The 21,835-nt window shown below is 72.7% G+C and carries 18 protein-coding genes; 7 read left to right on the plus strand and 11 right to left on the minus strand.

Annotated features, from left to right (window positions below):
- The first annotated feature begins 6 nt into the window (after positions 1-6).
- Positions 7-642 (plus strand): class I SAM-dependent methyltransferase, encoded by a 636-nt coding sequence (locus tag FYW99_RS00945; protein ID WP_150249814.1) that lies wholly within the window; start codon positions 7-9, stop codon positions 640-642.
- Positions 643-857: 215 nt separating this feature from the next.
- On the opposite strand, the gene FYW99_RS00950 is transcribed toward FYW99_RS00945, so the two are convergent.
- On the minus strand, positions 858-1,499 hold the full coding sequence (locus FYW99_RS00950) for a hypothetical protein (RefSeq protein ID WP_150248892.1): 642 nt from the start codon (positions 1,497-1,499) through the stop codon (positions 858-860).
- 16 nt (positions 1,500-1,515) lie between these two features.
- Positions 1,516-1,914, minus strand: coding sequence for a hypothetical protein (locus FYW99_RS00955; RefSeq protein WP_150248895.1), 399 nt, complete (start codon positions 1,912-1,914; stop codon positions 1,516-1,518).
- 269 nt (positions 1,915-2,183) lie between these two features.
- Here FYW99_RS00955 and FYW99_RS00960 point away from each other — a divergent pair, with 269 nt between their 5' ends.
- A complete protein-coding gene (locus FYW99_RS00960) occupies positions 2,184-4,658 on the plus strand; it encodes a PEP/pyruvate-binding domain-containing protein (protein WP_150248898.1) in 2,475 nt (824 codons plus the stop codon).
- Positions 4,659-4,668: 10 nt separating this feature from the next.
- On the opposite strand, the gene FYW99_RS00965 is transcribed toward FYW99_RS00960, so the two are convergent.
- The 3 genes from FYW99_RS00965 to FYW99_RS00975 form a co-directional block, all read right to left on the minus strand.
- Positions 4,669-5,247, minus strand: a complete 579-nt coding sequence (locus FYW99_RS00965) for a hypothetical protein (RefSeq protein ID WP_150248901.1) — start codon at positions 5,245-5,247, stop codon at positions 4,669-4,671.
- Complete coding sequence (locus FYW99_RS00970; RefSeq protein WP_150248904.1) at positions 5,244-5,612, minus strand: MFS transporter; 369 nt, start codon at positions 5,610-5,612, stop codon at positions 5,244-5,246. The genes FYW99_RS00965 and FYW99_RS00970 overlap by 4 nt, the downstream gene beginning before the upstream one ends.
- Before the next feature lie 201 nt (positions 5,613-5,813).
- Entirely contained in the window at positions 5,814-6,263 is a 450-nt protein-coding gene (locus tag FYW99_RS00975; protein ID WP_190394531.1) for a hypothetical protein, read from the minus strand.
- Here FYW99_RS00975 and FYW99_RS00980 point away from each other — a divergent pair.
- Positions 6,262-6,882 carry a hypothetical protein gene (locus FYW99_RS00980; RefSeq protein WP_223838616.1) on the plus strand — a complete coding sequence of 207 codons (621 nt, stop codon included), beginning with the start codon at positions 6,262-6,264 and terminating at the stop codon, positions 6,880-6,882. The genes FYW99_RS00975 and FYW99_RS00980 overlap by 2 nt on opposite strands.
- A gap of 133 nt (positions 6,883-7,015) precedes the next feature.
- Complete coding sequence (locus FYW99_RS00985; RefSeq protein ID WP_150248913.1) at positions 7,016-7,999, plus strand: LacI family DNA-binding transcriptional regulator; 984 nt, start codon at positions 7,016-7,018, stop codon at positions 7,997-7,999.
- Between the two features lie 340 nt (positions 8,000-8,339).
- On the opposite strand, the gene FYW99_RS00990 is transcribed toward FYW99_RS00985, so the two are convergent.
- From FYW99_RS00990 to FYW99_RS01000, 3 genes are all read right to left on the minus strand, one after another.
- Positions 8,340-8,906 (minus strand): hemerythrin domain-containing protein, encoded by a 567-nt coding sequence (locus tag FYW99_RS00990; protein WP_223838617.1) that lies wholly within the window; start codon positions 8,904-8,906, stop codon positions 8,340-8,342.
- A 171-nt stretch (positions 8,907-9,077) separates the two neighbouring features.
- Positions 9,078-10,235, minus strand: coding sequence for a xylose isomerase (gene xylA, locus FYW99_RS00995; RefSeq protein WP_150248918.1), 1,158 nt, complete (start codon positions 10,233-10,235; stop codon positions 9,078-9,080).
- A 55-nt stretch (positions 10,236-10,290) separates the two neighbouring features.
- Positions 10,291-12,294 (minus strand): beta-galactosidase, encoded by a 2,004-nt coding sequence (locus tag FYW99_RS01000; RefSeq protein WP_150248922.1) that lies wholly within the window; start codon positions 12,292-12,294, stop codon positions 10,291-10,293.
- Between the two features lie 85 nt (positions 12,295-12,379).
- Between FYW99_RS01000 and FYW99_RS32085 the strand changes: the two genes are divergently transcribed.
- The 3 genes from FYW99_RS32085 to FYW99_RS01020 all read left to right on the plus strand — a co-directional run bounded on the left by FYW99_RS32085 (position 12,380) and on the right by FYW99_RS01020 (position 18,179).
- A complete protein-coding gene (locus FYW99_RS32085) occupies positions 12,380-14,830 on the plus strand; it encodes a glycosyl hydrolase family 95 catalytic domain-containing protein (protein WP_223838619.1) in 2,451 nt (816 codons plus the stop codon).
- Between the two features lie 144 nt (positions 14,831-14,974).
- Positions 14,975-17,689 (plus strand): cellulose binding domain-containing protein, encoded by a 2,715-nt coding sequence (locus FYW99_RS01015; RefSeq protein ID WP_150248924.1) that lies wholly within the window; start codon positions 14,975-14,977, stop codon positions 17,687-17,689.
- 103 nt (positions 17,690-17,792) lie between these two features.
- A complete protein-coding gene (locus FYW99_RS01020) occupies positions 17,793-18,179 on the plus strand; it encodes a type II toxin-antitoxin system Phd/YefM family antitoxin (protein WP_223838621.1) in 387 nt (128 codons plus the stop codon).
- Here the strand turns inward: FYW99_RS01020 and FYW99_RS01025 are convergent.
- From FYW99_RS01025 to FYW99_RS01035, 3 genes are read right to left on the minus strand one after another with little or no spacing between them, the layout of a single operon-like run.
- Positions 18,176-19,090 carry a carbohydrate ABC transporter permease gene (locus tag FYW99_RS01025; protein ID WP_150248926.1) on the minus strand — a complete coding sequence of 305 codons (915 nt, stop codon included), beginning with the start codon at positions 19,088-19,090 and terminating at the stop codon, positions 18,176-18,178. The two genes, FYW99_RS01020 and FYW99_RS01025, sit on opposite strands and share 4 nt — an antisense overlap.
- Positions 19,087-20,127 carry an ABC transporter permease gene (locus FYW99_RS01030; RefSeq protein ID WP_150248929.1) on the minus strand — a complete coding sequence of 347 codons (1,041 nt, stop codon included), beginning with the start codon at positions 20,125-20,127 and terminating at the stop codon, positions 19,087-19,089. The genes FYW99_RS01025 and FYW99_RS01030 overlap by 4 nt, the downstream gene beginning before the upstream one ends.
- Positions 20,120-21,778 carry an extracellular solute-binding protein gene (locus FYW99_RS01035; RefSeq protein WP_150248932.1) on the minus strand — a complete coding sequence of 553 codons (1,659 nt, stop codon included), beginning with the start codon at positions 21,776-21,778 and terminating at the stop codon, positions 20,120-20,122. The genes FYW99_RS01030 and FYW99_RS01035 overlap by 8 nt, the downstream gene beginning before the upstream one ends.
- Positions 21,779-21,835: the final 57 nt, after the last annotated feature.

The following is a 21,835-nucleotide window of genomic DNA, read 5'->3' on the forward strand; positions in this document are numbered from 1 at the left end:
AGTCCCGTGGACATCTCCTGGGACCACAACAGCCACTACCACGAACACCTCCTCCGCCACGTGCCCCCGCACTGCACCCGAGCGCTCGACGTCGGGTGCGGCGGCGGCAGGTTCGCGAGGGCCCTGGCCTCCCGCGGGATCGCCGTCGACGCGATCGACCCCGAACCGCGGATGATCTCCATGGCCCGTGAACGCACGCCCGCGCGGCTGCCGGTCGACTACCGCCTGGCCGCGCTGGAGGAGGCGGATCCGCGCCCCGGGGGGTACGGGTTCGTCAGCTCGATCGCCAGCATCCACCACATGCCCTTCGGAGCCTCGCTCGAACGGATGGCCGCCGCCCTCGCCCCCGGCGGCACGCTGGCCGTCCTCGGTCTGTACGCCGGGAAGGACGCCGCCGACGTCGCGACCAGCCTGGCCGCCCTGGGCCCGCAGTGGGTGATCGGGACCGGCCTGCGGCTGGGGCGCGCGCTCACCGGCACGCCGAACCTGCACAGCGTGGGCCCCACCGCCGAGATGCCGATGCGCGATCCCCGGATGGGCCTGCGCGAGATCGCGGAGGAGGCCGGGGAGGTGCTGACCGGCGCACGCCTGCGGCGGCTGCTGTTCTGGCGCTACTCGCTCTTCTACACGCGGCCGGCCTGACCCCGTTCGAGGTCAGGCCGTCGTCTCGTGTTGGTCGGTTCCTGCCGGGGGCTGGTCCGCGGGCTCCAGCCCTCCGGGAACCAGGCTGCCGAGGCCAGCCTGTCCGGAGCGGCTCCGACGGGGCCAGCCCGCAAGGGGGTCGGCCCGCCGGGGTCAGCCCGCTGGGAGCCAGTCCGCACGGGGGTTGGCCCTTGGGGGACCCATGCGCGCGGGGATCAGTCCCCACCGCCACCGCCGTCACCGGAGGAGGAACCTCCCCCGTCGGCGGAGGAGCTTCCGCCACCGCCGAAGCCCCCGCTGTTGCCCGGGCTCCAGCCGGTGCCGCCACCGGGTCCACCGGGCGGGGGCGCGTGACCCTCCGGTCCCGGGTGCCCCGGGTGTTCGGCGGGCCCGACGGGTGTACCGGGGTGGCCGTGCCCGTACCCGGGTCGGCCGTGCTCGGGCGGCGCCGAGCGGGCCTGCCCCGACCCGTACGGCCGCCCGGGCGCGGGCGGTGCGAACGCGTGACCGGCCGCAGGGCCCGCGGCGGCCGGACCCGCGGCGCGGGCGGCCGCGGACTTCGACCGCACCAGCGCGACGGCGAGCGCGACCAGTGCGCCGGTGACCGTGAGCCCGTACACGAGCTCCACGACGAGGTTCGCCAGCCCGCTGACCGTGATGAGCGCCTCGAAGGGCAGTCGCATGGCCGCGGTGGCGAAGGAGACCACCGAGTTCGCGAACTGCGCGAGCGCGGCGACGACCATGAGGACTCCGGCGGTCCGGACGGCGCCCGGGGAGGGAGACCCCTTGGCTCGGACGAGGGCGACGACCCCCACCACGATGAGGAGGATCGCGCCGAGGATGTAGAGGAAGGACATCGGAGGGCTCCTCGTGTCAGCGGGTCGGGGAGGACTGAGGGCCGGGGCGCGCACCGGGCGGCGGGGGAGGCGCGAACCGGCCCGCGACGGGCCTGGCCGCGGCCAGCACCAGGGTGAGCAGGCCTCCGAGGAAGACCAGCGTGAACACCAGGTGCAGCAGGTCGGATGGGGGGGACACCGAGGAGGCCATGGTCACGTACAGGGCGTAGAAGCCCCAGATCTGGACCGCCAGGTCGCCGAGGGCGCCGATGACGAGCAGGGCGCCGCCTGTGGCCACGAGCCCCTTGCGGTCGGCGGCCACCACGCCGGTGAGGGCCAGCACGATGATGCCCAAGAGCAGGTAGAGGCCCTCGAAGAACAGGGAGGTGAAGGAGGAGAAGGAGAAGAGGGTGTACATGGGAGAGATATCGGACATCCGGAGCCTTTCCTGGGATGGCGCGCAGGGCCAGACTCTAGCGCCGGGTCGCTCTCCGCGTCGAGGCGTGTACCGACTGCTCTCACGTGCCCGCGCGCACGGTGCCGCGTGCCCGTCGCCGCGGACGGCCCCGCCGCGGTCCGCGTGCGTGGGGTGGGACGGCGGACCCGCCGCCGCCGGATTTTTCCACAGATCCTTTTCGGCTCTGGCGGCACCCGCCCCCGACGAGGAACATGGGAGGCGGTGGCAGAACAGCCGGAGGTGACCTCGTGCTCGTGGTGGAACTGGATCGGATCGACGGGATGGAAGCCGACCTGGTCGGCGGCAAGGCCGCAGGGCTGGCCGGGGCGATCGCGGCCGGAGAACCCGTGCCGCCGGGTTTTTGCGTCACGACCGAGGCCCACCGCTCCGGGAGGCTGCCGGAGGAGGAGGTGACCGCCGCCTACGAGGCCCTCGGCGGCGGTCGGGTGGCGGTGCGGTCCAGCGCGACCGCGGAGGACCTGCCGGACGCCTCCTTCGCGGGACAGCAGGACACCTACCTCGACGTCGAGGGGGCCGACGATCTCCTCACGGCCGTCCGCCGGTGCTGGGACTCCCTGTGGACCGACCGCGCCGTCGCCTACCGGCGCGACCGGGGGATCGACGACGACGGGGTGCACATGGCCGTCGTCGTGCAGCGCATGGTCGAGCCCCGGGCCGCGGGGGTGCTGTTCACCGCCAACCCGGTCACCGGCACGCGGGGCGAGACCGTCCTGGACGCCGTTCCCGGCCTCGGGACCGCGGTGGTCGACGGCACGGTCCGGCCCGACCACTACGTCGTGGCCGCGGACGGCCGGACCGAGGGGCCGGACGACGGATGTCTGTCCCCGCAGGAGGTGGCGGCGCTGCACGCCGCCGGGGAGCGGCTCCAGCGTCACTTCGGCTCACCGCAGGACGTCGAGTGGGCCCTGGACCGCGACGGAACCCCCTGGATCCTCCAGTCCCGCGCGGTCACCACCCTCTTCCCGCTGCCCGACCACCACGACGACGGGCCCCGCGCCTACTTCGAGGTCGGCAACATGCAGGGCATGCTCCGCCCGTTCACCCCGATGGGCCTGTCCGCGATGGGGGCCGTCGCCTCCGCGTGGCTCGGCTCCCGGAACACCGGCCCCGACGGCGACGCCACGGCGGTGGTCGACGTGGCGGGCAGGTTCTACCTGGACCTCACCCCCTACCTGCGCAACCGTTGGGTCCGCGGCTCGTTGCCGGGCAGCATGGTCGTCTACGGCCCCCGGGCCGCGGCGGCCGTCCGCTCCCTCCTGGACGACCCGCGGTTCGCCGCGCGCCCGGGCGGCCGGATCAACCCGGTCAGGGCGGCCGGGGCCGTCGTGCGGGCGCTGCCGCTCACCGGCAGGGTCGTCGCGGACGCCGTGGCCGCGCTCGTCGACCCCGACGACGCCAGGCGGAGCTTCCTGCGGGCCGGTGAGGTGCTCCGGCAGCGGGCCACCCGCGAGCCGGAGCACGCGCTCACCCCCGGGCAACGGCTGCGGCACGCGATGGACCTCCAGAACGAGGCCCTGACGGAGGGGATGGTCCCGATGATGGGGCCCCTGTGCGTCGGTATCCTCGCAGCCAAGGCGCCCGAACTGCTGCTCAGGGGGATCGCCGAACCGGGAGAGGTCGCCGCCGTCCTCGGCGGGATGCCGCACAACGTCACCACGGAGATGGACCTCGCGCTGTGGCGGTTGGCGGTCGGGGCGCGCGGGCACGGCGAGCTGTTCAGGGACACACCGCCCGAGGACCTGGCGGCCGGGTACCGGGCGGGGACGCTCCCCGACATCGGCCTCGACGACTTCCTGGAGCGGTACGGGCACCGCGGCGCCGCCGAGGTCGACGTGGGCGTGCCCCGGTGGTCGGAGGACCCCGCACCCCTGTTCGCTGCGGTCGCCAACTACCTGCGGGTGAGCGACCCGGAGCAGGAACCCGACCGGAGGTTCGCCCGGGCCGCCGCCGAGGCCCAACGCACACGGGACGCGCTGGTCCGCAGGGCGCTCGCCTCCCGGCCCGTCCGCGCGCGTCTTGCGTCGTTCTCCTTCGACCGTGCGCGCGCCCTGACCGGGATGCGGGAGTACCCCAAGTTCTCCTGGCTGTTCGCCATCGCCGAGACGCGTCGGCAGCTCCTCCTCGTCGGCGCCGAAATGGTCGGGACGGGGCGGCTGGACGCGCCCGACGACATCATGTTCCTCCGCATTCCGGAGGCGCGCGCCCTGGTGGAGGGCGCGGACCAGCGCGTGCTCGTCGCCGAGCGCCGCGCCGAGTACCTGCGTGAGCGCAGGCGCCGCCGGGTGCCCCCGGTCCTGCTTTCCGACGGCACCGACGTGGAGGCCGCGCTGCCCGCCCTGCCCTCCGGGCGGGACGGGGAACTCCTCGGCGTGCCCGCCTCCTCGGGGACCGTGACCGGGGTGGCGAGGGTGATCCACGACCCGGCGGGGGCCACGCTCGAACCGGGGGAGATCCTGGTGGCCCAGAGCACGGACCCCGGATGGACGCCCCTGTTCATGACCGCCGGAGGGCTGGTGGTGGAGACGGGGTCCACCATCGCGCACGGGCCGACGGTCGCCCGGGAGTACGGCATCCCCGCCGTGATCTGCGTCCCCGGGGCGACCGAGGTGATCCCGGACGGGCAGCGGATCACCGTCGACGGCGGTACGGGCACGGTCCGCTTCGAGGACCGGGAGGGACCGGAGGGACCGGAGGGACCGTGACCGGCGGGGGCTAGAAACCGCCTCCTCCGCCAGCTCCGCCGCCGTTGTGGCCGCTTCCGCCTCCGTCAGCCCCGCCGCCGTTGTGGCCGCCTCCCCCGTCGAAAGCGTCGCCGCGACGGCCGGGATCGCCCGTTGCCGCGTGGGCGTTCGAGGTGTAGGCGGAGGACCGGCCACCGTCGTACGGGACACCGCCCGGTCGTTCGCCCCGCTGCTCCGGTCGCCGCGGGACGGTTCCCCGGGGCGCGTGTCGCCGTCCGCGGGAGCTGATCACCGCGCACAGCAGCAGGACGAGTGCCACCGCGAGCAGCACGTGGGACCCGATCTCGATGACGTACAGCACCGCGAACGGGACCGGCATCTCACCGTTGCCCACCAGGGCCGGGAGGAAGACGAACCGGAACCAGAGTTCCCGGGCCCCCTGGACGATGCTGAGGAGCACGAGCAGGCCGCCTCCGGTGCGTACGAAGCCGCGCCCGCCGGGAGCCCTCCCGGCGAGGGTGAGCGCGAGGACTCCCGCCAGCAGCGGGGGGAGCACGACGGTCAGCAGTGTCAGGAGGAACTGCACCAGGTCGGGGCCCTGCTGGGTCATCGCCGGGCCTCCTCATGCGGTCCGTCGAAGGGGGAGGGCGACGGAGGGGGCGGCCCGGCCCGCGACGTCCTCCGGCTGGCGGCCAGGACCAGCAGGACCATGCCCGCGCCGAGGAGGAGCGCGGACAGGTGGTACGACACGCCCGTGATCAGCGCGGTGGTCTCCGAGTCCGCCACCCGTTCGCGCACCCAGCCGGAGAAGAGCTGGTCGAGCAGGGACAGGACGGAGGAGGCCAGCAGTGCCGCCGCGCCCAGACCGGTGAGCGCACGGCGCTCCGGCGCGGCGGCGAAGCAGCAGACCAGCGCGAAGAGGCCCACCAGCAGAAGGAGGAGCGGTCCGATCAGGTAGGGCAGGTGGAGGTTCACTGCGGTCCTCTTGGCTGGGGGAGTGGGCGGGGGCCACAGCGCGGTGCGCGTCCGCGCCGCGAGGGAACCTACCCAAGCGAGGGGAGTGTGAGGCGTCCACGGCCGCTTGTGGCCAGTCCCGTGTGGTCCTCGTGAACGGCCGGGACCGGCGCGGTCTCCGCCCCGCCCTCCCCAGAGCACACGTCGGTCGAGATCGTCCGGCTACGCGGACCGGTCCGCGATCCGCACGAGGTGCGGCTCGGCCGCGCTCGTCTCCAGAAGGACCGTGTCGCCGACCGTGAGGCCTCCCCGTTCCGAGCAGCCGATATCGGGTGTGCGTTCGTGGGGGAGGCCCTCCACCCGGTAGGAGACCCTCACGTCGAACCAGCAGCCTCGTCCGGCGTTCCTGTCCAGCGCCTCGACGGTTCCCCGTACCTCCGGACCCGACGCCATGGCCGCCTCGCTCCCCACATGGTCCACGAGCAGACACCCCGGCACCGACAGGACCAGCAGGCACCCCAGGACCACGGTCGCTCGACTCCGGACCGCCTTGGCCCGCCGTGCGCCCCTCGGGCCGTTGGTCCCATGTGCGCGGTACGCCCCGGGGTAGTTCGCCGGTATGAACAGGAACCGCGACATCCCCCGTGCCCCAGGGCGGTTCGGCACTCTCATGGGCCGATCCACCGTCTACGCCCAGAACAACCCGCGTCAGTTCGGTCTCCGTACAGGCCTGGCAGCCGGAGCGTTCGGCCTCCTCCTCATCGTTGTCTTCTTCGTTCCCCTGGCACTGACCCAGGGAGCGGACACCCTGTTCCTCGGTTTCCTCGGGGGCACCGTGCTCCTGGTGCTGCTCGCGGCGACAATCAGCGGTTTCGGCACCGCGTGGATGATGCGCCGCATGGTCAGGGGCAGGCCCGTACCGAGGAATTCCGATCCGGCCAAGGTCTGGGCCGCGCACTGGCAGATCATGCGGGGCACCCTCCACCCGGACCCCGAGACCAACCGGCTCGGGCGCATCCTCGCCGACCAGAACGACACCTCCAGGTCGCCGAAGTTCATGCTCGTGTTCGGCTGCGTCCTCGTCGTCCCCAATGTCGCCAGCGCTCTGCTCCAGTACGCCAACGGAACCCCGTTCGCCTCGGTCAACCTGTTCCTGGCGGGAGTGCTGGTGGTCATGATCGCGACCTTCGTCCCGCTCACGATGCGCCGCCAGCGCAGGGTCCGCCAGTTCCGGGAGACCTACGACCTCGCCTCCACGGGCTCCTCCGGTACCCTCGGACACGAGGACTGACCACGGCGCCCCTTCCCCTCGCCCCCACGCTCCGTGACCGCTCCTCGCCCGGCGGTGCCCATCGGCGTCGCTCCGGGACAACACGGTGCGTAACATCGCATCGAATCGGTTCGATAACGAACGGGACGGCACGGTGCGGATCTCCGATGTGGCCCGGCACGCTGGCGTGTCGCCGAGCACGGTCTCCTACGTCCTCAGCGGCAAACGGTCGATCTCCGAGACCACCCGGCAGCGCGTGAAGGAGAGCATCGACGCCCTCGGCTACCAGCCGCACGCGGGCGCCCGCTCCCTGGCCAGCCGCCGCAGCAACGTGATCGCCCTGGTCATCCCGCTCCGCGGCGACGTGCACGTCCCCGTCGCGATGCGTTTCGCCGTCTCCGTGGTCACCGCCGCCCGCGCGCACGACCACGACGTCCTCCTGCTCACCCAGGGCGAGGGCCCCGACGGCCTGCGCCGGGTCTCGGGCAGCGCCATGGTGGACGGCGTCATCGTCATGGACGTGGAGGCCGACGACGCCCGCGTCCCCGTCCTGCGCGAGCTGGACCTGCCCTCGGTCCTCATCGGCGTCCCCGAGGACACCGAAGGCCTGACCTGCGTGGACCTCGACTTCGCCGCCGCCGGTGCGGCCTGCGTGCACCACCTCGCCGACCTCGGCCACACCGACCTGGCCTTCGTCGGACAGCCGCCCTCGGTGTACGAGCGGCGCACCGGCTTCGCCGAGCGCACCACCACCGGCTTCGAGCGAGCCGCCGCCGAACGCGGCGTCCGCGCCACCCTGCACCCGTGCTCCCCCGACACCGCGCACGGCCTCGCGGAGGACCTGCTCCGCGAGCGGCCCGGTCTCACCGGTCTCATCGTGCACAACGAGCCCTCCGTCGGCCCGCTGCTCGAATCCTTCGCCGAGCACGGCCGCACCCCGCCCGAGCTGTCCGTGGTCGCCATCGGCCCGGTCCCGCCCGGAGCCCCGCCGCTGACCTCGGTGGACCTGCCCGCCGAGGAGGTCGGAGCCCGCGCGGTCGGCCTGCTCATGGACAAGATCGACGGCCCCGGCAACCCCGGGGTGACTCTGCTCGAACCCCGGCTCACCTCCCGGGAGAGCACCGCTCCGCGCGCCTGACCGTGCTCCGCGCGCCTGACCGTGCTCCGCGCATGAGGTGCTCCGCGTCCGACCGGGGGATGTGACGGGGGACACCCGAAAAAGTGTCCCAGGGCCGCGGAATACCCCACCCCGCCCTCCCGTTGTACGGGGTGCCGGAAGGTGCGGTAGAAAGTGTCCCCCGGGCTCCACTCAAAGCCTTCACGGAATACCGCGCCCGCAAGGGTGGCAGGAGCCGTGTTGTGCACCGCGCCGTGAGGCGACCGCCGCACCGTTCCGGTGTACGTGACGGCCCCGCCGGGCAACTGCCCGGCGGGGCCGTTTCACGTCCCGCGCCCCGAGGGGCGCCCCCGAGGGGAACTCAGCCGCGCCGGGCCTTCTGCACGGCCTCGGCCAGCTCCTCCTTGTTCATCTTGGAGCGGTTCTTGACGTCCAGCTCCTGAGCTTCCTCATAGAGGTCGCGCTGCTTGGGAACCCTGCCCCCGACGTTGAAGCGTTTGAGCTCCTGCTCGCGCCGCTCCCAGAACGCCTTGCCCAGCTCCTGGGCGCGCTTCTGGCTCACGGCCTCCTTGAGTCCGGGCAGGACGTCGCTCTCCTCCTCCTCGACGTGGTGCTTGACCGCGTCGACGAACTTCTCGCACCGCTTCTCGAACTCCTTGCTGTTCGGGTCGCAGTCCTTCAGCTTCTGGAGCAGCTCCTCGGCCTCCTGGTGCTCCTCCGTGCCGTGGCGGACCTCCGGCCCCTCGCCAGCGGCCTTGGCGGCGGCCGGGTACACCTCGTCCTCCTCGGCACGGCTGTGCGCGGTGAGGATCGCCTCGATCTCCTCCAGCAGGCGCGGCCGCTGGTCGGGCTCGGACTGGAGCCGGTCGAACAGCTCCTCCATCGTCCGGTGGTCCTTCATGATCAGGGTGACGGCGTCCTCGGCCATGTTCGCCTCCGCTTCGGTGGTGGTGCTTCCGACCACCGCCACTACCCACGGACCCGCCGTCCAGACACGGCGCCGACCGGTCGCCGCGGCCCGACCCGCCCCCGGCCCGGACGCGGTCCGGGCCGCGTCCCGCGCCTCGCGCGGAACACGGCCCGGATCCGGGAGCGGGGATCAGCGCAGGCCGAACAGGTGCTCCATGGCGAGCTGGTCCAGGCGCTCGAAGTGGTACCCCCGCCTGCCGACCTCGGCCAGGTCGATCTCCTCGGCCAGCAGGTCGGACAGGGACTCGCCCTCGCCCAGCGTGGACTGGGACAGTTCGGGCACGCGCGAGGCCGCGAGCGCCTCCACCACCTCGGGGTCGGCGCGGAACGCCCTGGCCTTCTCCTTGAGGATGAGGTAGTTGCGCATGCAGGCCGCGGCCGACTCCCACACGCCGCTCATGTCCTCGGTGCGCGGCGTCTTGAAGTCGAAGTGCAGCGGGCCGTCGTAGCCCGCGCTCTCCAGCAGGTCGACCAGGAAGAACGCCTCCTTGACGTCGCCCGCGCCGAAGCGCAGGTCCTGGTCGTACTTGATCCCGCGCTGGCCGTTGAGGTCGATGTGGAAGAGCTTGCCCGCCCACAAAGCCTGGGCGACGCCGTGCGCGAAGTTCAGCCCGGCCATCTGCTCGTGGCCGACCTCCGGGTTGACCCCCACCATCTCGGGGTGCTCCAGCTCGTTGATGAAGGCCAGGGCGTGGCCCACCGTGGGCAGCAGGATGTCGCCGCGCGGCTCGTTGGGCTTGGGCTCCAGGGCGAACCGCAGGTCGTGGCCCTGCTCGCGCACGTAGCCGCACAGGATGTCGAAGGCCTCGCGCAGCCGGTCCAGGGCGGCGTGGTCGTTCTTGCCCGCCTCGGTCTCGGCACCGTCCATGCCGCCCCAGCACACGTACGTCTTCGCGCCCAGCGACACGGCCAGCTCGATGTTGCGGATGACCTTGCGGATGGCGTGGCGGCGCACGTCGCGGCTGTTGGAGGTGAACCCGCCGTCGCGGAACACCGGGTCCGAGAACAGGTTGGTGGTCGCCATCGGCACCTTGAGGCCGGTCTCGTCCAGGGCCGCGCGGAACCGCTTGAGGATGTCCTCGCGCTCGGTGTTGGAGCTGCCGGGCGGAATGAGGTCGTCGTCGTGGAAGGTGATTCCGTGCGCGCCGAGGTCGGCGAGGCGGCGCACGGCGTCCACCGGGTCGAGCTCGGGGCGGACGGGGTCGCCGAAGGTGTTCACCCCGCGCCACCCCACGGTCCACAGGCCGAAGGTGAACCTGTCCGCGGGCACGGGCTGGTAGCTGCTCATGTCGTGTCTCCTGAGGTAGGCGCAGGACTCCGGAATAGTTTGTCTAGAGTCACAACTAATTGTCAACGGGGTGGCCGCGCAGCACCGCCACCCCGCCGCCCGGCAGGGTCATCCCCTGCGCCGAAACGCCCGACACCAGGTCGCGGGCGCTCGCGTCCAGCCCGAACCGGGCCGGGTCTATCCACCGCGGCCGGTTGTCGTGGTTGGTGACGAACACCCACGCGCCGTCCCGGTCCACCCGGCGCACCACCTCCAGCCCCGGCTCGGGGAACGGCCCCGTCCCCGCCGCCTCGGCCAGCAGCCGCGCCAGGCCCCGGTCCGACAGCCGGGCCGACAGGTACCAGGCCTCGCCCGCCCCGTGGCGCCGCCGCGTCACCGCGGGCAGCCCGTCCAGCGGCCCGCCCGCGTAGTGGGCCACCGCCTCGGCCCCCGCCAGGTGGACGTGCTCGCTCCACAGGGTGACCTCCTCGCGCACCGAACCCAGGTCCAGGCCCACCGTCTCGCCGGGCGGCATCGGGTGCACCTCCTCCACCCGCACCCCCAGGAGGTCCCGCAGCGCGCCCGGGTACCCGCCGGTGCGCACGGTCCCGTCCGGGTCGGCGGCCCCGCTCAGGAAGGTCACCACCAGCGTTCCGCCGTCCTCGGTGTAGCGGGCCAGCCGCTCGGCCGCCTCGTCCGACAGCAGGTACAGGGCGGGCACCACCAGCAGCGGCACCCGCGGCAGGTCGCGGTCGGGGCGCACCATGTCCACCGTGCGTCCCGACCGCCACAGCACCCGGTGCACCTGGCGTACCGCCTCCAGGTAGTCCACGCCCCGCGCGGGCAGCGACGGGCTGCCCAGCGCCCACCAGCACTCGGGGTCCCAGGTGAGCGCCGCGTCGGCGACCACGTCGGCGTCGCGCGCCTCCGCCACGCGGGGCAGCACGCTCCCCAGCTCGCACACCTCGCGGAAGATCCGGGAGTCCGGTCCGGCGTGCGGCACCATCCCCGAGTGCCACTGCTCGGCGCCGCCCCGGGACGCCCGCCACTGGAAGAACATCGCGCCCCGCGACCCGCGCGCCACGTGCGCCAGGCTGTGCCGCGCCGTCTCGCCGGGGGCCTTGGGCCGGGTGACCTCGCCCGTGTAGGTCACTCCGGCCGCCTGCTCCATCAGCAGCCACGGCCGCCCCGGGCCGGGCACGCGGTCCGCCCACGAGCGGGCCAGGTCGGCGGCGAAGGCGGTCTGCTCCGCCCCGCCCTGCCCGGTCCGGTCCGGGTAGTCGTCCACGGCGACCAGGTCCAGGTGCTCGGCCCACCGCCACGGGTCCACCGGCACCCAGTCGCCGAAGGCCAGGTTGGTCGTGACCGGCACGTCCGGCCGGACGGCGCGCAGCACGTCGCGCTGGGACAGGAAGTGGTCGAGCATCGCGTCCGACAGGAACCGCCGGAAGTCCAGCACGTGCGCCGGGTTGGGCAGGTACTGGGTCGCGCGCGGAGGCTGGATCTGCTCCCACTCCGAGTAGTGCTGGCTCCAGAACGCCGTGGTCCACGCCGCGTTGAGCCGGTCCAGGTCCACGTGGCGCCCCCGTAGCCAGTCGCGGAAGGCCCCGGCGGTGTGTTCGGAGTGCGACCACGTCCCGTACTCGTTGTGCACGTGCCACAGGCGCAGCGCCGGGTGCCCGGAGTAGCGCTCCGCGAGCGCGCGGGCGATGCGGACCGAGGCCTCCCGGTAGGCCGGGGAGCACACGTCGTAGGTGTCGCGGCTGCCGTGGGTGAGCCGGGTCCCGTCCGCGGTCACCGGCATCGCGTCGGGGTGGGCGAGCCCGAACCACGGCGGGGGAGAGGCGGTCGGGGTGGCCAGCGCGACCCCGATCCCGGCGTCGGCGAGCCGGTCCAGCACCCGGTCCAGCCACTCGAACCGGTACTCGCCCTCCTTCGGCTCCAGGAGCGCCCAGGAGAAGACGCCGACCGTCACGAGGTTGACCCCGGCGCGGCGCATCAGCTCCACGTCCTCCGCCTGGACCTCCTCCGGCCACTGCTCGGGGTTGTAGTCGCCGCCGAACCACAGTGGAGAGGACATGGGGAACTCCTTCTGGTTTGGTGTGTGCGCCAACAAAGTAGGGCGAAAACCCTTTCCGGCGACACCCCCCACACGAGGAGCGCACATGTCCGCAGTACGACGGGTCCGTACCCGCCATCCGGTCGGGGACTGGGAGGACGCGCTGGTCACCGGCAACGGGCGCCAGGGGGCGCTCGTGCACTCGACGGCGGACCGCGTCCGCCTCACCCTGTGCCACGAGAGGCTCTTCCTGCCGGTCACGGAGCCGCTGCCCGCCCCCGCGACCGCGTCCCTGCTGCCCGAACTGAGGCGACTGCTGCGCCGGGGCCGCTCCCGCGAGGCCGCCGAGCGGATCACGGCGTTCGCGGCGCGGGAGCACCCGGGCTACGCCGACACCCGGTGGATCGATCCGCTGGTGGGCGCCGCCGTGCTCTCGTTCGCCCCGCGCGGGTCCCGGACGGGACCCGTCACGCGCACGTGCGACCTGGACTCGGGGCTGGTCACCGAGGAGCTGCCGGACGGGACCGTGCACCGGGCCTTCGCCTCCCGGCCCGACGACGCCGTGGTCGTCGAACTCGCCTCGCCCCTCGGCCTGGACGGAACGCTGCGGCTCACCGCGCTGGAGGAGACGCCGCCGGTCCCGACGGAGGTGGTCCGCGAGTCGGCCCCCGGCCTGCTGACCCTGCGGGCGGACTTCCCCGAGCGCCCGCCCGGCGGACTGGCCGGGTACACGGTGACCTGCGCCGTCAGCGCCGAGGGAGGCCGGGTCGGCACCGATGGTGAGGGGTTGGACCTGCGGGGTGTCCGGCGGCTCCGGCTGGTGGCGCGCGTGCGGGTGGACGGATTCACCGAGCAGGAGGCGGGACCAGGGGCGGACGGGGTTTCCGTGCCCGGTGGGGAAGCCCCGGGGGCCGCGTTCGGGACGGACGTGCCGGTATCCCACTCGGAAGCTGGCCTCGCTGGCCTCGCTGGCCTCGCTGGCCTCGCTGGTCCCGTTGGTTCCCTTGGTCCTGCTAGTCCCCCTGGCCCCGCTGGCCCCGCCGGAGCCCGGACCAGGGATTCCGGGGAACCGACGGGTGAATCCGCAGGAAGCTTCGAGGACTTCACCGGGGCGCTCGAACGCCACCGGGCGGTGCACGGCGACCTCATGTCCCGCTTCCGGCTGGAGCTGGAGGGCGGTTCGGCCCGAACCGACGCGCTCGGCGAGGACCTTCTGGCGGCGGGCCCCACTCCTGACCTGATCGCCCGCCTGGTCGACGCCGGACGGTACGCGATCATCTCCAGCTGCGGCGACCTGCCGCCCACCCTCCAGGGGGTGTGGAGCGGCACCTACGACCCCCCGTGGCGGTCGGGGTACACCTTCGACGGCAACCTGCCCTCCGCCGTCGCGGCCCTGCACACCACGGGCACGCCCGAGCTGATGACCGGCCTGTTCGACCTCCTCGACGGCATGACCGACGACCTGGCCGACAACGCGCGGCGGCTCTACGGCTGCCGGGGGATCCTGCTGCCCGCGCACGCCTCCACCTCCGGCAGGCACAACCACTTCGGCCCCGAGTGGTGCCTGACCTGCTGGACCGCAGGAGCGGCGTGGATGTCGCGCCTGTACTGGGACCACTACTCCCACACCCGCGACCGCGCGTTCCTGCGCGAGCGGGCCCTGCCCTTCCTCACCGCCGCCGCGGAGTTCCACGAGGACTTCCTCACCGACGAGGGCTTCTCCCCCTCCTACTCGCCGGAGAACACCCCGGGGGACGGCGACGGCCAGGCCGCCGTCAACGCCACCATGGACGTCGCCGCCGTACGCGACCTGGTGCGCAACCTGCTGCGGGCGCACCGCGCCCTGGGCGTTCCCGGCTCCCGCCGCTGGGCCCGGCTGGGGACGCGGCTGCCCGGCTACCGCGTCGCCCCGGACGGCGAGCTCGCCGAGTGGGCGGGACCGGCCGGGCCGGTCGGGCAGAGCGAGCGGCACGCGCACCGCCACGCCTCCCACCTGTACCCGCTCTGGTACGAGACCGACCCCGCCCTGGCCTCGCCCCGGCTGCGCGCGGCGGCCGTCGCCGCCGTGCGCGCCCGCCTGGCGTGGTGGCGCGGCCAGGAGTCCGACGAGATGGCCTTCGGCCTGGTCCAGCTGGGGCTGGCCGCGGCGAACCTGGGCCTGGCCGCCGAGGCGCACGAGGCCCTGTCGCTGCTGGCCACCCGCTACTGGCGCCCCACCCTGGTGCCCACGCACAACCGCGGCAGCCTGTTCAACGTGGACATCGGCGGCGGGTTCCCGGCCGTGGCGGCGGCGATGCTGGTCCGGTCCGCCGAGGGGCGCCTGGACCTGCTGCCCGCCCTGCCCCGGGAGTGGGACTCCGGCCGGGTGGAGGGGCTGCGGGCCCGCGGCGGGGTCGTCGTGGAACTCCTGGAGTGGTCCGGCGGCCGGGCCCACGCGCGGCTGCGGGCGGTCGGGCCCCGCGAGACGGTGGTCGTCCTGCCCGGCGGGGAGCGGCACAAGGCGGCCCTGGTACCGGACCGAACGCTGTCCCTGCAATTCCCGACGGCCGCAGGGTGATAGTCGAAGCGATTCGAAATTTCCCGCGCAACACCCCTTGCCGGGGGTTAGTCGGCTATCCAGACTAATGGGGAATTCGCGTCCGCCCCGGGGCCGGATTTCCCGGGGCGGGCTCACCCCCCGATTCCCCCAAGGAGCCCGCACATGCCTCCCGAACAGCACCGGCCCCCCAGACGCGGGCGGGGCTTACCGGTACTCGCCGTCGCGGCGGCCACCGCACTGGCCGCCTCCACCGTCGTCGCCACCACCGCGGCCGGAGCCGCTCCCGCCGAGCCGACCGCGGCGCAGGCCGCCTACGAGTGGGACAACGTCGAGATCGTCGGGGGCGGCTTCGTCCCCGGCATCGTCTTCAGCGAGACCGAGCCGGGCCTGGCCTACGCCCGCACCGACATCGGCGGCGCCTATCGCTGGAACCCGGACACCGAACGCTGGATCCCCCTGCTCGACTGGGTCGGCTGGGACGAGTGGGGCTACACGGGCGTCGTCAGCATCGCCACCGACCCCGTCGACCCCGACCGCGTGTACGCGGCCGTGGGCACCTACACCAACGACTGGGACCCCAACAACGGGGCCATCCTCAGCTCCGACGACCGCGGCGAGACCTGGGACGTCGCCGAGCTGCCCTTCAAGCTCGGCGGTAACATGCCCGGCCGCGGCCTCGGCGAGCGCCTGGCCGTGGACCCCAACGACAACAGCGTCGTCTACTTCGGGGCGAGCGGCGGCAACGGCCTGTGGCGCAGCACCGACCACGGCGCCACCTGGGCGGAGGTGGAGGCGTTCCCCAACCCCGGCGACTACGTCCAGGACCCGGCCGACGAGACCGGCATGATGTCCGACATCACCGGCGTGACCTGGGTGGACTTCGACCCCCGAACCGGGTCCGAGGGCTCGGCCACGCAGGACGTCTACGTCGGCGTCGCCGACCTGGACGACCCGGTCTACCGAAGCCAGGACGGCGGCCGGACCTGGGAGCCCGTCCCCGGCGCGCCCACGGGGCACCTGCCCGCGCACTCGGTCGTGGACCACGAGGGCGGCCAGCTCTACATGGCCACCACCAGCACCCCCGGCCCCTACGACGGCGACTCCGGCGACGTGTGGCGCATGGACCTGGCGACGGGGGAGTGGACCAACATCAGCCCCGTCCCCTCCAGCTCCGAGGACAACTACTTCGGCTACGGCGGACTGACCATCGACCGGCAGGACCCGGACACGCTGATGGTCGCCACCCAGATCTCCTGGTGGCCCGACATCCAGATCTACCGCAGCACCGACCGCGGCCAGACCTGGACCCAGGCGTGGGACTGGGGCGCCTACCCCGAGCGCACCGCGCGCTACGAGATGGACATCTCCGGAGCGCCCTGGCTGGACTTCGGCGGCACCGGGACGCCCCCGGAGACCCAGCCCAAACTCGGCTGGATGACGCAGGCGATGGCGATCGACCCGTTCGACTCCGACCGCTTCATGTACGGCACGGGCGCCACCATCTACGGCAGCGACAACCTCACCAACTGGGACGCCGGCACCACCTTCGACATCGGGGTCAGGGCGCACGGCATCGAGGAGACGGCCGTCAACGACCTGATCAGCCCGCCCGAGGGCGCGCCGCTGCACTCGGCCCTGCTCGACGTCGGCGGCTTCACCCACCAGGACCTGGAGACCGTCCCCGACCAGATGTACCAGCAGCCCTACTGGGGCCACGGGACCAGCCTGGACTTCGCCGAGCTCCAGCCCGCGACCATCGCGCGGGTCGGCGGCAGCGACGCCGAGGCCGCCATCGGCCTGTCCACCGACGGCGGCGACAGCTGGTGGGCCGGACAGGAGCCCGACGGGGTGACCGGCGGCGGCACGGTCGCGGTGAACGCGGACGGCTCGTCCGTCGTGTGGAGCCCCGACGGCACCGGCGTGCACGCCTCCACCACCCTGGGCTCGTCGTGGACCGCCTCCGCCGGTGTTCCGGCGGGCGCGCGGGTGGAGGCCGACCGGGTGGACCCGGACGTGTTCTACGCCGTCTCCGGCGGCACGTTCTACACCAGCACCGACGGCGGGGCCACCTTCACGGCGGGCTTCGACGGGCTCCCGGCCGAGGGCAACATCCGCTTCGGCGCGGTGCCCGGCCACACCGGTGACGTGTGGGTCGCCGGGGGCACCGGGGACCACTACGGCATGTGGCGGAGCACGGATTCCGGTGCCACCTTCGAGCAGGTCGAGGCCGTGGACGAGGGCGACGCGGTCGGCTTCGGCGCGCCCGCGCCGGGCTCGGACTACCCGGCGGTGTACACCAGCTCCAGGATCGACGGCGTGCGCGGGATCTTCCGCTCCGACGACGCGGGCGAGAGCTGGGTGCGGATCAACGACGACCAGCACCAGTGGGCCTGGACGGGGGCGACCATCACCGGCGACCCCAACGTCTACGGCCGGGTCTACGTCGGCACCAACGGGCGCGGGATCGTCTACGGCGACCTGGCGGGCGGAGGCGGCGATCCCGAGCCCTCGCCGGACCCCGAGCCCACTCCGGAGCCGTCCCCGGACCCCGAGCCCGAACCCGGTGACTGCGCGGTCGAGTACACCGTCACCAACACCTGGAGCGGCGGGTTCCAGGCCGGGGTGACGATCACCAACGACGGCGACGAGGCCCTGGAGGGCTGGGAGGTCGGCTGGGAGTTCACGGCCGGTGAGGAGGTCACGAGCCTCTGGAACGGCGCGCACACCCAGGACGGCGCGTCCGTGCGGGTCACCGACGCCGGGTGGAACGCCCGGATCGCCCCGGGGAGTTCGGTGACGGTCGGCTTCAACGGGACCGTCGACGGCGAACCCGCGCAGCCGACCGGGCTCACCCTCGACGGGGAGGCCTGCGGCTGACGCCCTGACACGGCGGGGCCGGGAGCCGCGGGGGCGGTTCCCGGCCCTTCGCCGTGTCACGCCTTCGGAACACCGGGCCGTTCCCGTCCAGGAGCAGACCCGCATGCGGTACACAAGCCGTAGGAAGGAGCCGGTGACCGCCACCCTGTCCGAGGTGGGACGACACCTCGCCAGCGCCATCGACCGCGCCTGCCGCAAGCACACTCCGACCCTCATCACGCAACGGGGGAGAAGGGTCGCCGTCCTCCTCGACTCCGACGAGTGCCTCTGCCTGCTCGCGGTGGAGCAGGCAGCCGAGGACGCGTGGCTCGGCCGTCTCGCGGCCGAAGCTGAGGAGGAGGGCCGGGAGGGGCCGTCTCCCCGGGGGAGGTGGCACGGGAACTGCTCCGGCAGGAGGGGTGAACCGCCGGACCCCGGGCACACCCGCGCCCCCGGGGTTCCAGGAGGAGGGAGAACCCCGGGGGCGCGGGCGGACCTGAGGCGGCGCTAGCCCTTCACGGCGCCGATGATGACGCCCTTGGTGAAGTGCTTCTGGACCAGCGGGTAGACGAACGTGACCGGCACGAGGGCCACCACCACGATGGCCATCTGGATGGCCAGGTTGGGCGCCGAGGCGGTCCCTCCCTGCATCGCGTCGCCGATCACCGAACTCGAACTGAGCTGCTGGCCCTGCTGCACGTACTGGCGCAGCACCAGCTGGAGCGGCCACTTGGCGTTGTCGTTGATGTAGAGGATGGCGTTGAAGAAGGCGTTCCAGTAGCCCACCGCGTAGAACAGCCCCACGACCGCGGTGACCCCCTTGGACATGGGCAGGACCAGCCGGGTCATGATGGTCCACTCGCTCGCCCCGTCCACCCGGGCGCTGTCGCCGATCTCCTGGGGCAGGTTCATGAAGAACGCCCGCATCACCACCAGGTTGAACGCGTTCACCGCCGTCGGCAGGATCAGCGACCAGTAGCTGTCGATCAGGCCGACGTTGCTGACCAGCAGGTACAGCGGGATCATGCCGGGCGCGAACAGGAAGGTCAGCAGCACCGCGAACAGCAGCGGCCGGTGCCACAGCGATCCGGGCTGGGACAGCCCGTAGGCGGCCAGGACGGTCGCCACCAGGCTGACCAGTGTCCCCACGGCCGTGACGCCCAGGCTGACCAGGACGGCCCGGGTCACCACGCCGCCGCTGAACAGGTCGGCGTAGGCCTGGAAGGAGATCCCCTGCGGGACCAGTACCAGACCGCCCGCGCTGTTCACCGCCGAGGCGGGGGACAGGCTGGTCAGGATCACGACGTAGAGCGGGAAGAGGATGATGACCGCGATGACGGCCAGGGTGGAGTTCTTCGCGGCGCGTGCGGGAAGGCTCGGGCGCTCCGCCCACACGGGGCGGTCCTTGAACAGTGTGCTCATGCTCGTCGGTAGATTCCGTTCTCGCCCATCCTGTGGGCCAGCTTGTTGGCCAGAACGATGAGGACCAGTCCGACGATGCCCTTGACCAGGCCCGCGACCGCTCCCGCGCTGAAGTTCCCCGTCACCAGGGTCTGGTGGTAGATGAAGGTGTCCAGCACCTCGGACACACCCGATCCGAACGCGTCGCGCTGGAGGTAGAACTGCTCGAACCCGACGTTGAGGATGTCGCCGATCTTGAGGATGAGCAGCAGGATGATCACCGGCCGCAGACCCGGCAGGGTGATGTGCCACATCCGCCGCCAGCGTCCGGCGCCGTCCACGGCCGCGGACTCGTAGAGGTTCTGGTTCACGGCCGCCAGTGCCGCCAGGAAGATGATCGTGCCCCACCCGGCGTCCTTCCAGATCATCTGGGAGGTGACCACGAACAGGAACGCGTCCGGGTTGGTCATGACCTCCAGCGGTGCGTACCCGTTCTGCCGCAGGATCTGCGAGAACAGCCCGGCGCCGCCCAGGATCTGCTGGAACAGGGTGACGACCAGGACCCACGAGAAGAAGTGCGGCATGTACACGATGCTCTGGAGCACCATCCGCAGCCTGGGGCTGAGCACGCTGTCCAGCAGGATGGCCAGGGCGATCGGGATGGGGAAGAAGAACACCAGCTGGACGGCGGCGATGACCAGCGTGTTGCCCGCCGCGCTCCAGAAGCGGGGGTCGGTGAACAGCCGCTCGAAGTGCGCCAGCCCCACCCACGGGCTGCCCCACACCCCGTCCCAGGGGTTGTAGTCCTGGAAGGCGATGATGTTGCCCAGGGTCGGCGTGTAGTGGAACACCGCCAGCAGGCCGATCGCCGGGAGCGTCATCAGCAGCAGCTGCCAGTCGCGGCGCAGCCTCGCCCCGAACGGGACCCGCCTGCGCCCCGGGGACGCGGACCCACCCCGGTGGTCCGGGACGGCCGGGGGCCGCCCCCGGCCCCCGCGCCCGCGGGACGCGGCGGCGGGGGAGGGCGGTTCGCCCTTGGTCATGGTCCGTTCAGTCACGGCCGTGCTCCTGGAGGACCCCCATGTAGAACTCGCGCCCCTCGTCGCCGCCGTCGCGGCGCCAGTCCGCGACGGCCTGGTCCAGTGCGCCGAGGTCCTCGCGGCCACGGATGATGTCGTTGACCCTGTCGGTCAGCGGGGTCTCGGCCCCGGAGAAGCGCTCGGGGCGCTGGATGCGGATGCCCGCGAACGGGTCGTCCTCGGTGAACTGGGCGGCGTGGTTGTACCAGTTGCACTTCCAGGGCACGAAGTCCGGGTACTGGCTCTCGGTGATCGCCTGGGGGCGCCCGCTGATGAAGTAGTAGCCGTCGTTGACCTCGGCGTTGCCGGTGTCGGTGAGCTGCGGGGCGCCGTCGTCGTTGAGCTCGTGGTGCACGCCCGCCTCGCCGTAGCGGTAGTCCATGTACTCCCGCGTCCCGAACGGCGCGGCGCAGTAGTTGATGACGCCCAGGATCTCCTCGACCTGCTCCGGTTCCATGCCCTTGCGCACGAACACGGACTGGGCCGAGGGGTCGCTGCGGTGCATCACCGGGTCGGCGCCGCCGTTGCCGAAGACCGGCATCAGGTCGAGGCGGAAGTCGGGGTTGTCGCCGAGCATCTGCATGTAGGCCTCGTGCCAGGCGCCGATGCCGTCCTGGTTGAAGAGGATCTGCCCGGAGTTGAGCAGCTCCTTGGAGTTGTCCCCCTGGGCGACGATGTCGGGGTGGACGAGCCCCGCGTCGAACACCCTGCGCATGTACTCGATGCTGGCCCTCCACTCCTCGGTCTCGAACATGTGGATGAGTTCGCCGCCCGAGTAGCGCCACTGCTTGGGCGCGCCGAAGACCTGGCGCATGCTGAGGTTGAAGTCGCCGAAGGCCCAGCGGTTGTTGTCCGGGTCGTTGACCTCCTCGCCGATCGCGAACAGCTCGTCGGGGCTGGTCGGGGCCGCCAGGTCGTACTCCTCCAGGAGGTCGCGCCGGTACAGGACCCAGTTGCCGAAGGGCTCGGCGGGCCAGGGCACCCCGTGCAGCTGCTGGTTGAAGACGTTCCAGCGCCAGGCGTCGCTGTCCAGGTTGGCCAGCAGGGGGTAGGCCTGCGCCGCGTCACCGGCCAGGTGCGGCGTCAGGTCCTCGAAGAGCTCGCCGACGGCCCGGTTGAACTGCGGGATCAGGTTGATGACCCAGTCGGGGATCATCGTGATGTCGGCGACGTCGCGCCCGGCGATCACCGCGTTCATCTTGTCGATGACCGAGTTGCCGTCCTGGAAGTTGAACTCCACCGTGGCGCCCAGGCGCCCGTTGACGTGGTCGAAGAAGGAGTTGTCGCCCAGCCCGGGCGGGATCGGCCCCCACAGCGGGGTCATCGCGGTGTACCGCCCGCCCCTGCCCGGGGCCTCGGGCACGGCCTGGATGAACTCCGTCGGGTAGGCGGTGAACCCGTCCGGGGCGCCGTGCTGTCCCGGGATGTCGGGGGTGACTCCCTGGAACGGGATGTGCGTGGGGATCAGGTCGTCCAGCGAACTGGCGGAGGAGGCGGACCCTCCGCCGCTGGACGACTCCGAGCCGCAGCCGGAGAGCGTTCCGGCGGTGAGCGCCGCGGCGGTGGAGGCGCCCACCAGGCCGAGGAAGCGGCGTCGGCTGGGGATCGGGCGCAGGGGGGTGGTGCGCATAGCGTCGTTCCTTCGGTTGAGCAGGCCGGGGAGCCCAGGGGGGTAGGAAACGAAGGG

This window comes from Nocardiopsis deserti (assembly GCF_008638355.1).
Lineage (GTDB): Bacteria > Actinomycetota > Actinomycetes > Streptosporangiales > Streptosporangiaceae > Nocardiopsis > Nocardiopsis alborubida.

What these genes read in the sequence shown, in the direction of transcription:
- FYW99_RS00950 (WP_150248892.1), bottom strand. Translation starts at nt 1,499, where the DNA reads ATGTCCTTCCTCTACATCCTCGGCGCGATCCTCCTCATCGTGGTGGGG.
- FYW99_RS00955 (WP_150248895.1), bottom strand. Translation starts at nt 1,914, where the DNA reads ATGTCCGATATCTCTCCCATGTACACCCTCTTCTCCTTCTCCTCCTTC.
- FYW99_RS00965 (WP_150248901.1), bottom strand. Translation starts at nt 5,247, where the DNA reads ATGACCCAGCAGGGCCCCGACCTGGTGCAGTTCCTCCTGACACTGCTG.
- FYW99_RS00980 (WP_223838616.1), top strand. Translation starts at nt 6,262, where the DNA reads ATGGGCCGATCCACCGTCTACGCCCAGAACAACCCGCGTCAGTTCGGT.
- FYW99_RS00975 (WP_190394531.1), bottom strand. Translation starts at nt 6,263, where the DNA reads ATGAGAGTGCCGAACCGCCCTGGGGCACGGGGGATGTCGCGGTTCCTG.
- FYW99_RS00990 (WP_223838617.1), bottom strand. Translation starts at nt 8,906, where the DNA reads ATGGCCGAGGACGCCGTCACCCTGATCATGAAGGACCACCGGACGATG.
- xylA (WP_150248918.1), bottom strand. Translation starts at nt 10,235, where the DNA reads ATGAGCAGCTACCAGCCCGTGCCCGCGGACAGGTTCACCTTCGGCCTG.
- FYW99_RS01000 (WP_150248922.1), bottom strand. Translation starts at nt 12,294, where the DNA reads ATGTCCTCTCCACTGTGGTTCGGCGGCGACTACAACCCCGAGCAGTGG.
- FYW99_RS32085 (WP_223838619.1), top strand. Translation starts at nt 12,380, where the DNA reads ATGTCCGCAGTACGACGGGTCCGTACCCGCCATCCGGTCGGGGACTGG.
- FYW99_RS01015 (WP_150248924.1), top strand. Translation starts at nt 14,975, where the DNA reads ATGCCTCCCGAACAGCACCGGCCCCCCAGACGCGGGCGGGGCTTACCG.
- FYW99_RS01020 (WP_223838621.1), top strand. Translation starts at nt 17,793, where the DNA reads ATGCGGTACACAAGCCGTAGGAAGGAGCCGGTGACCGCCACCCTGTCC.
- FYW99_RS01025 (WP_150248926.1), bottom strand. Translation starts at nt 19,090, where the DNA reads ATGAGCACACTGTTCAAGGACCGCCCCGTGTGGGCGGAGCGCCCGAGC.
- FYW99_RS01035 (WP_150248932.1), bottom strand. Translation starts at nt 21,778, where the DNA reads ATGCGCACCACCCCCCTGCGCCCGATCCCCAGCCGACGCCGCTTCCTC.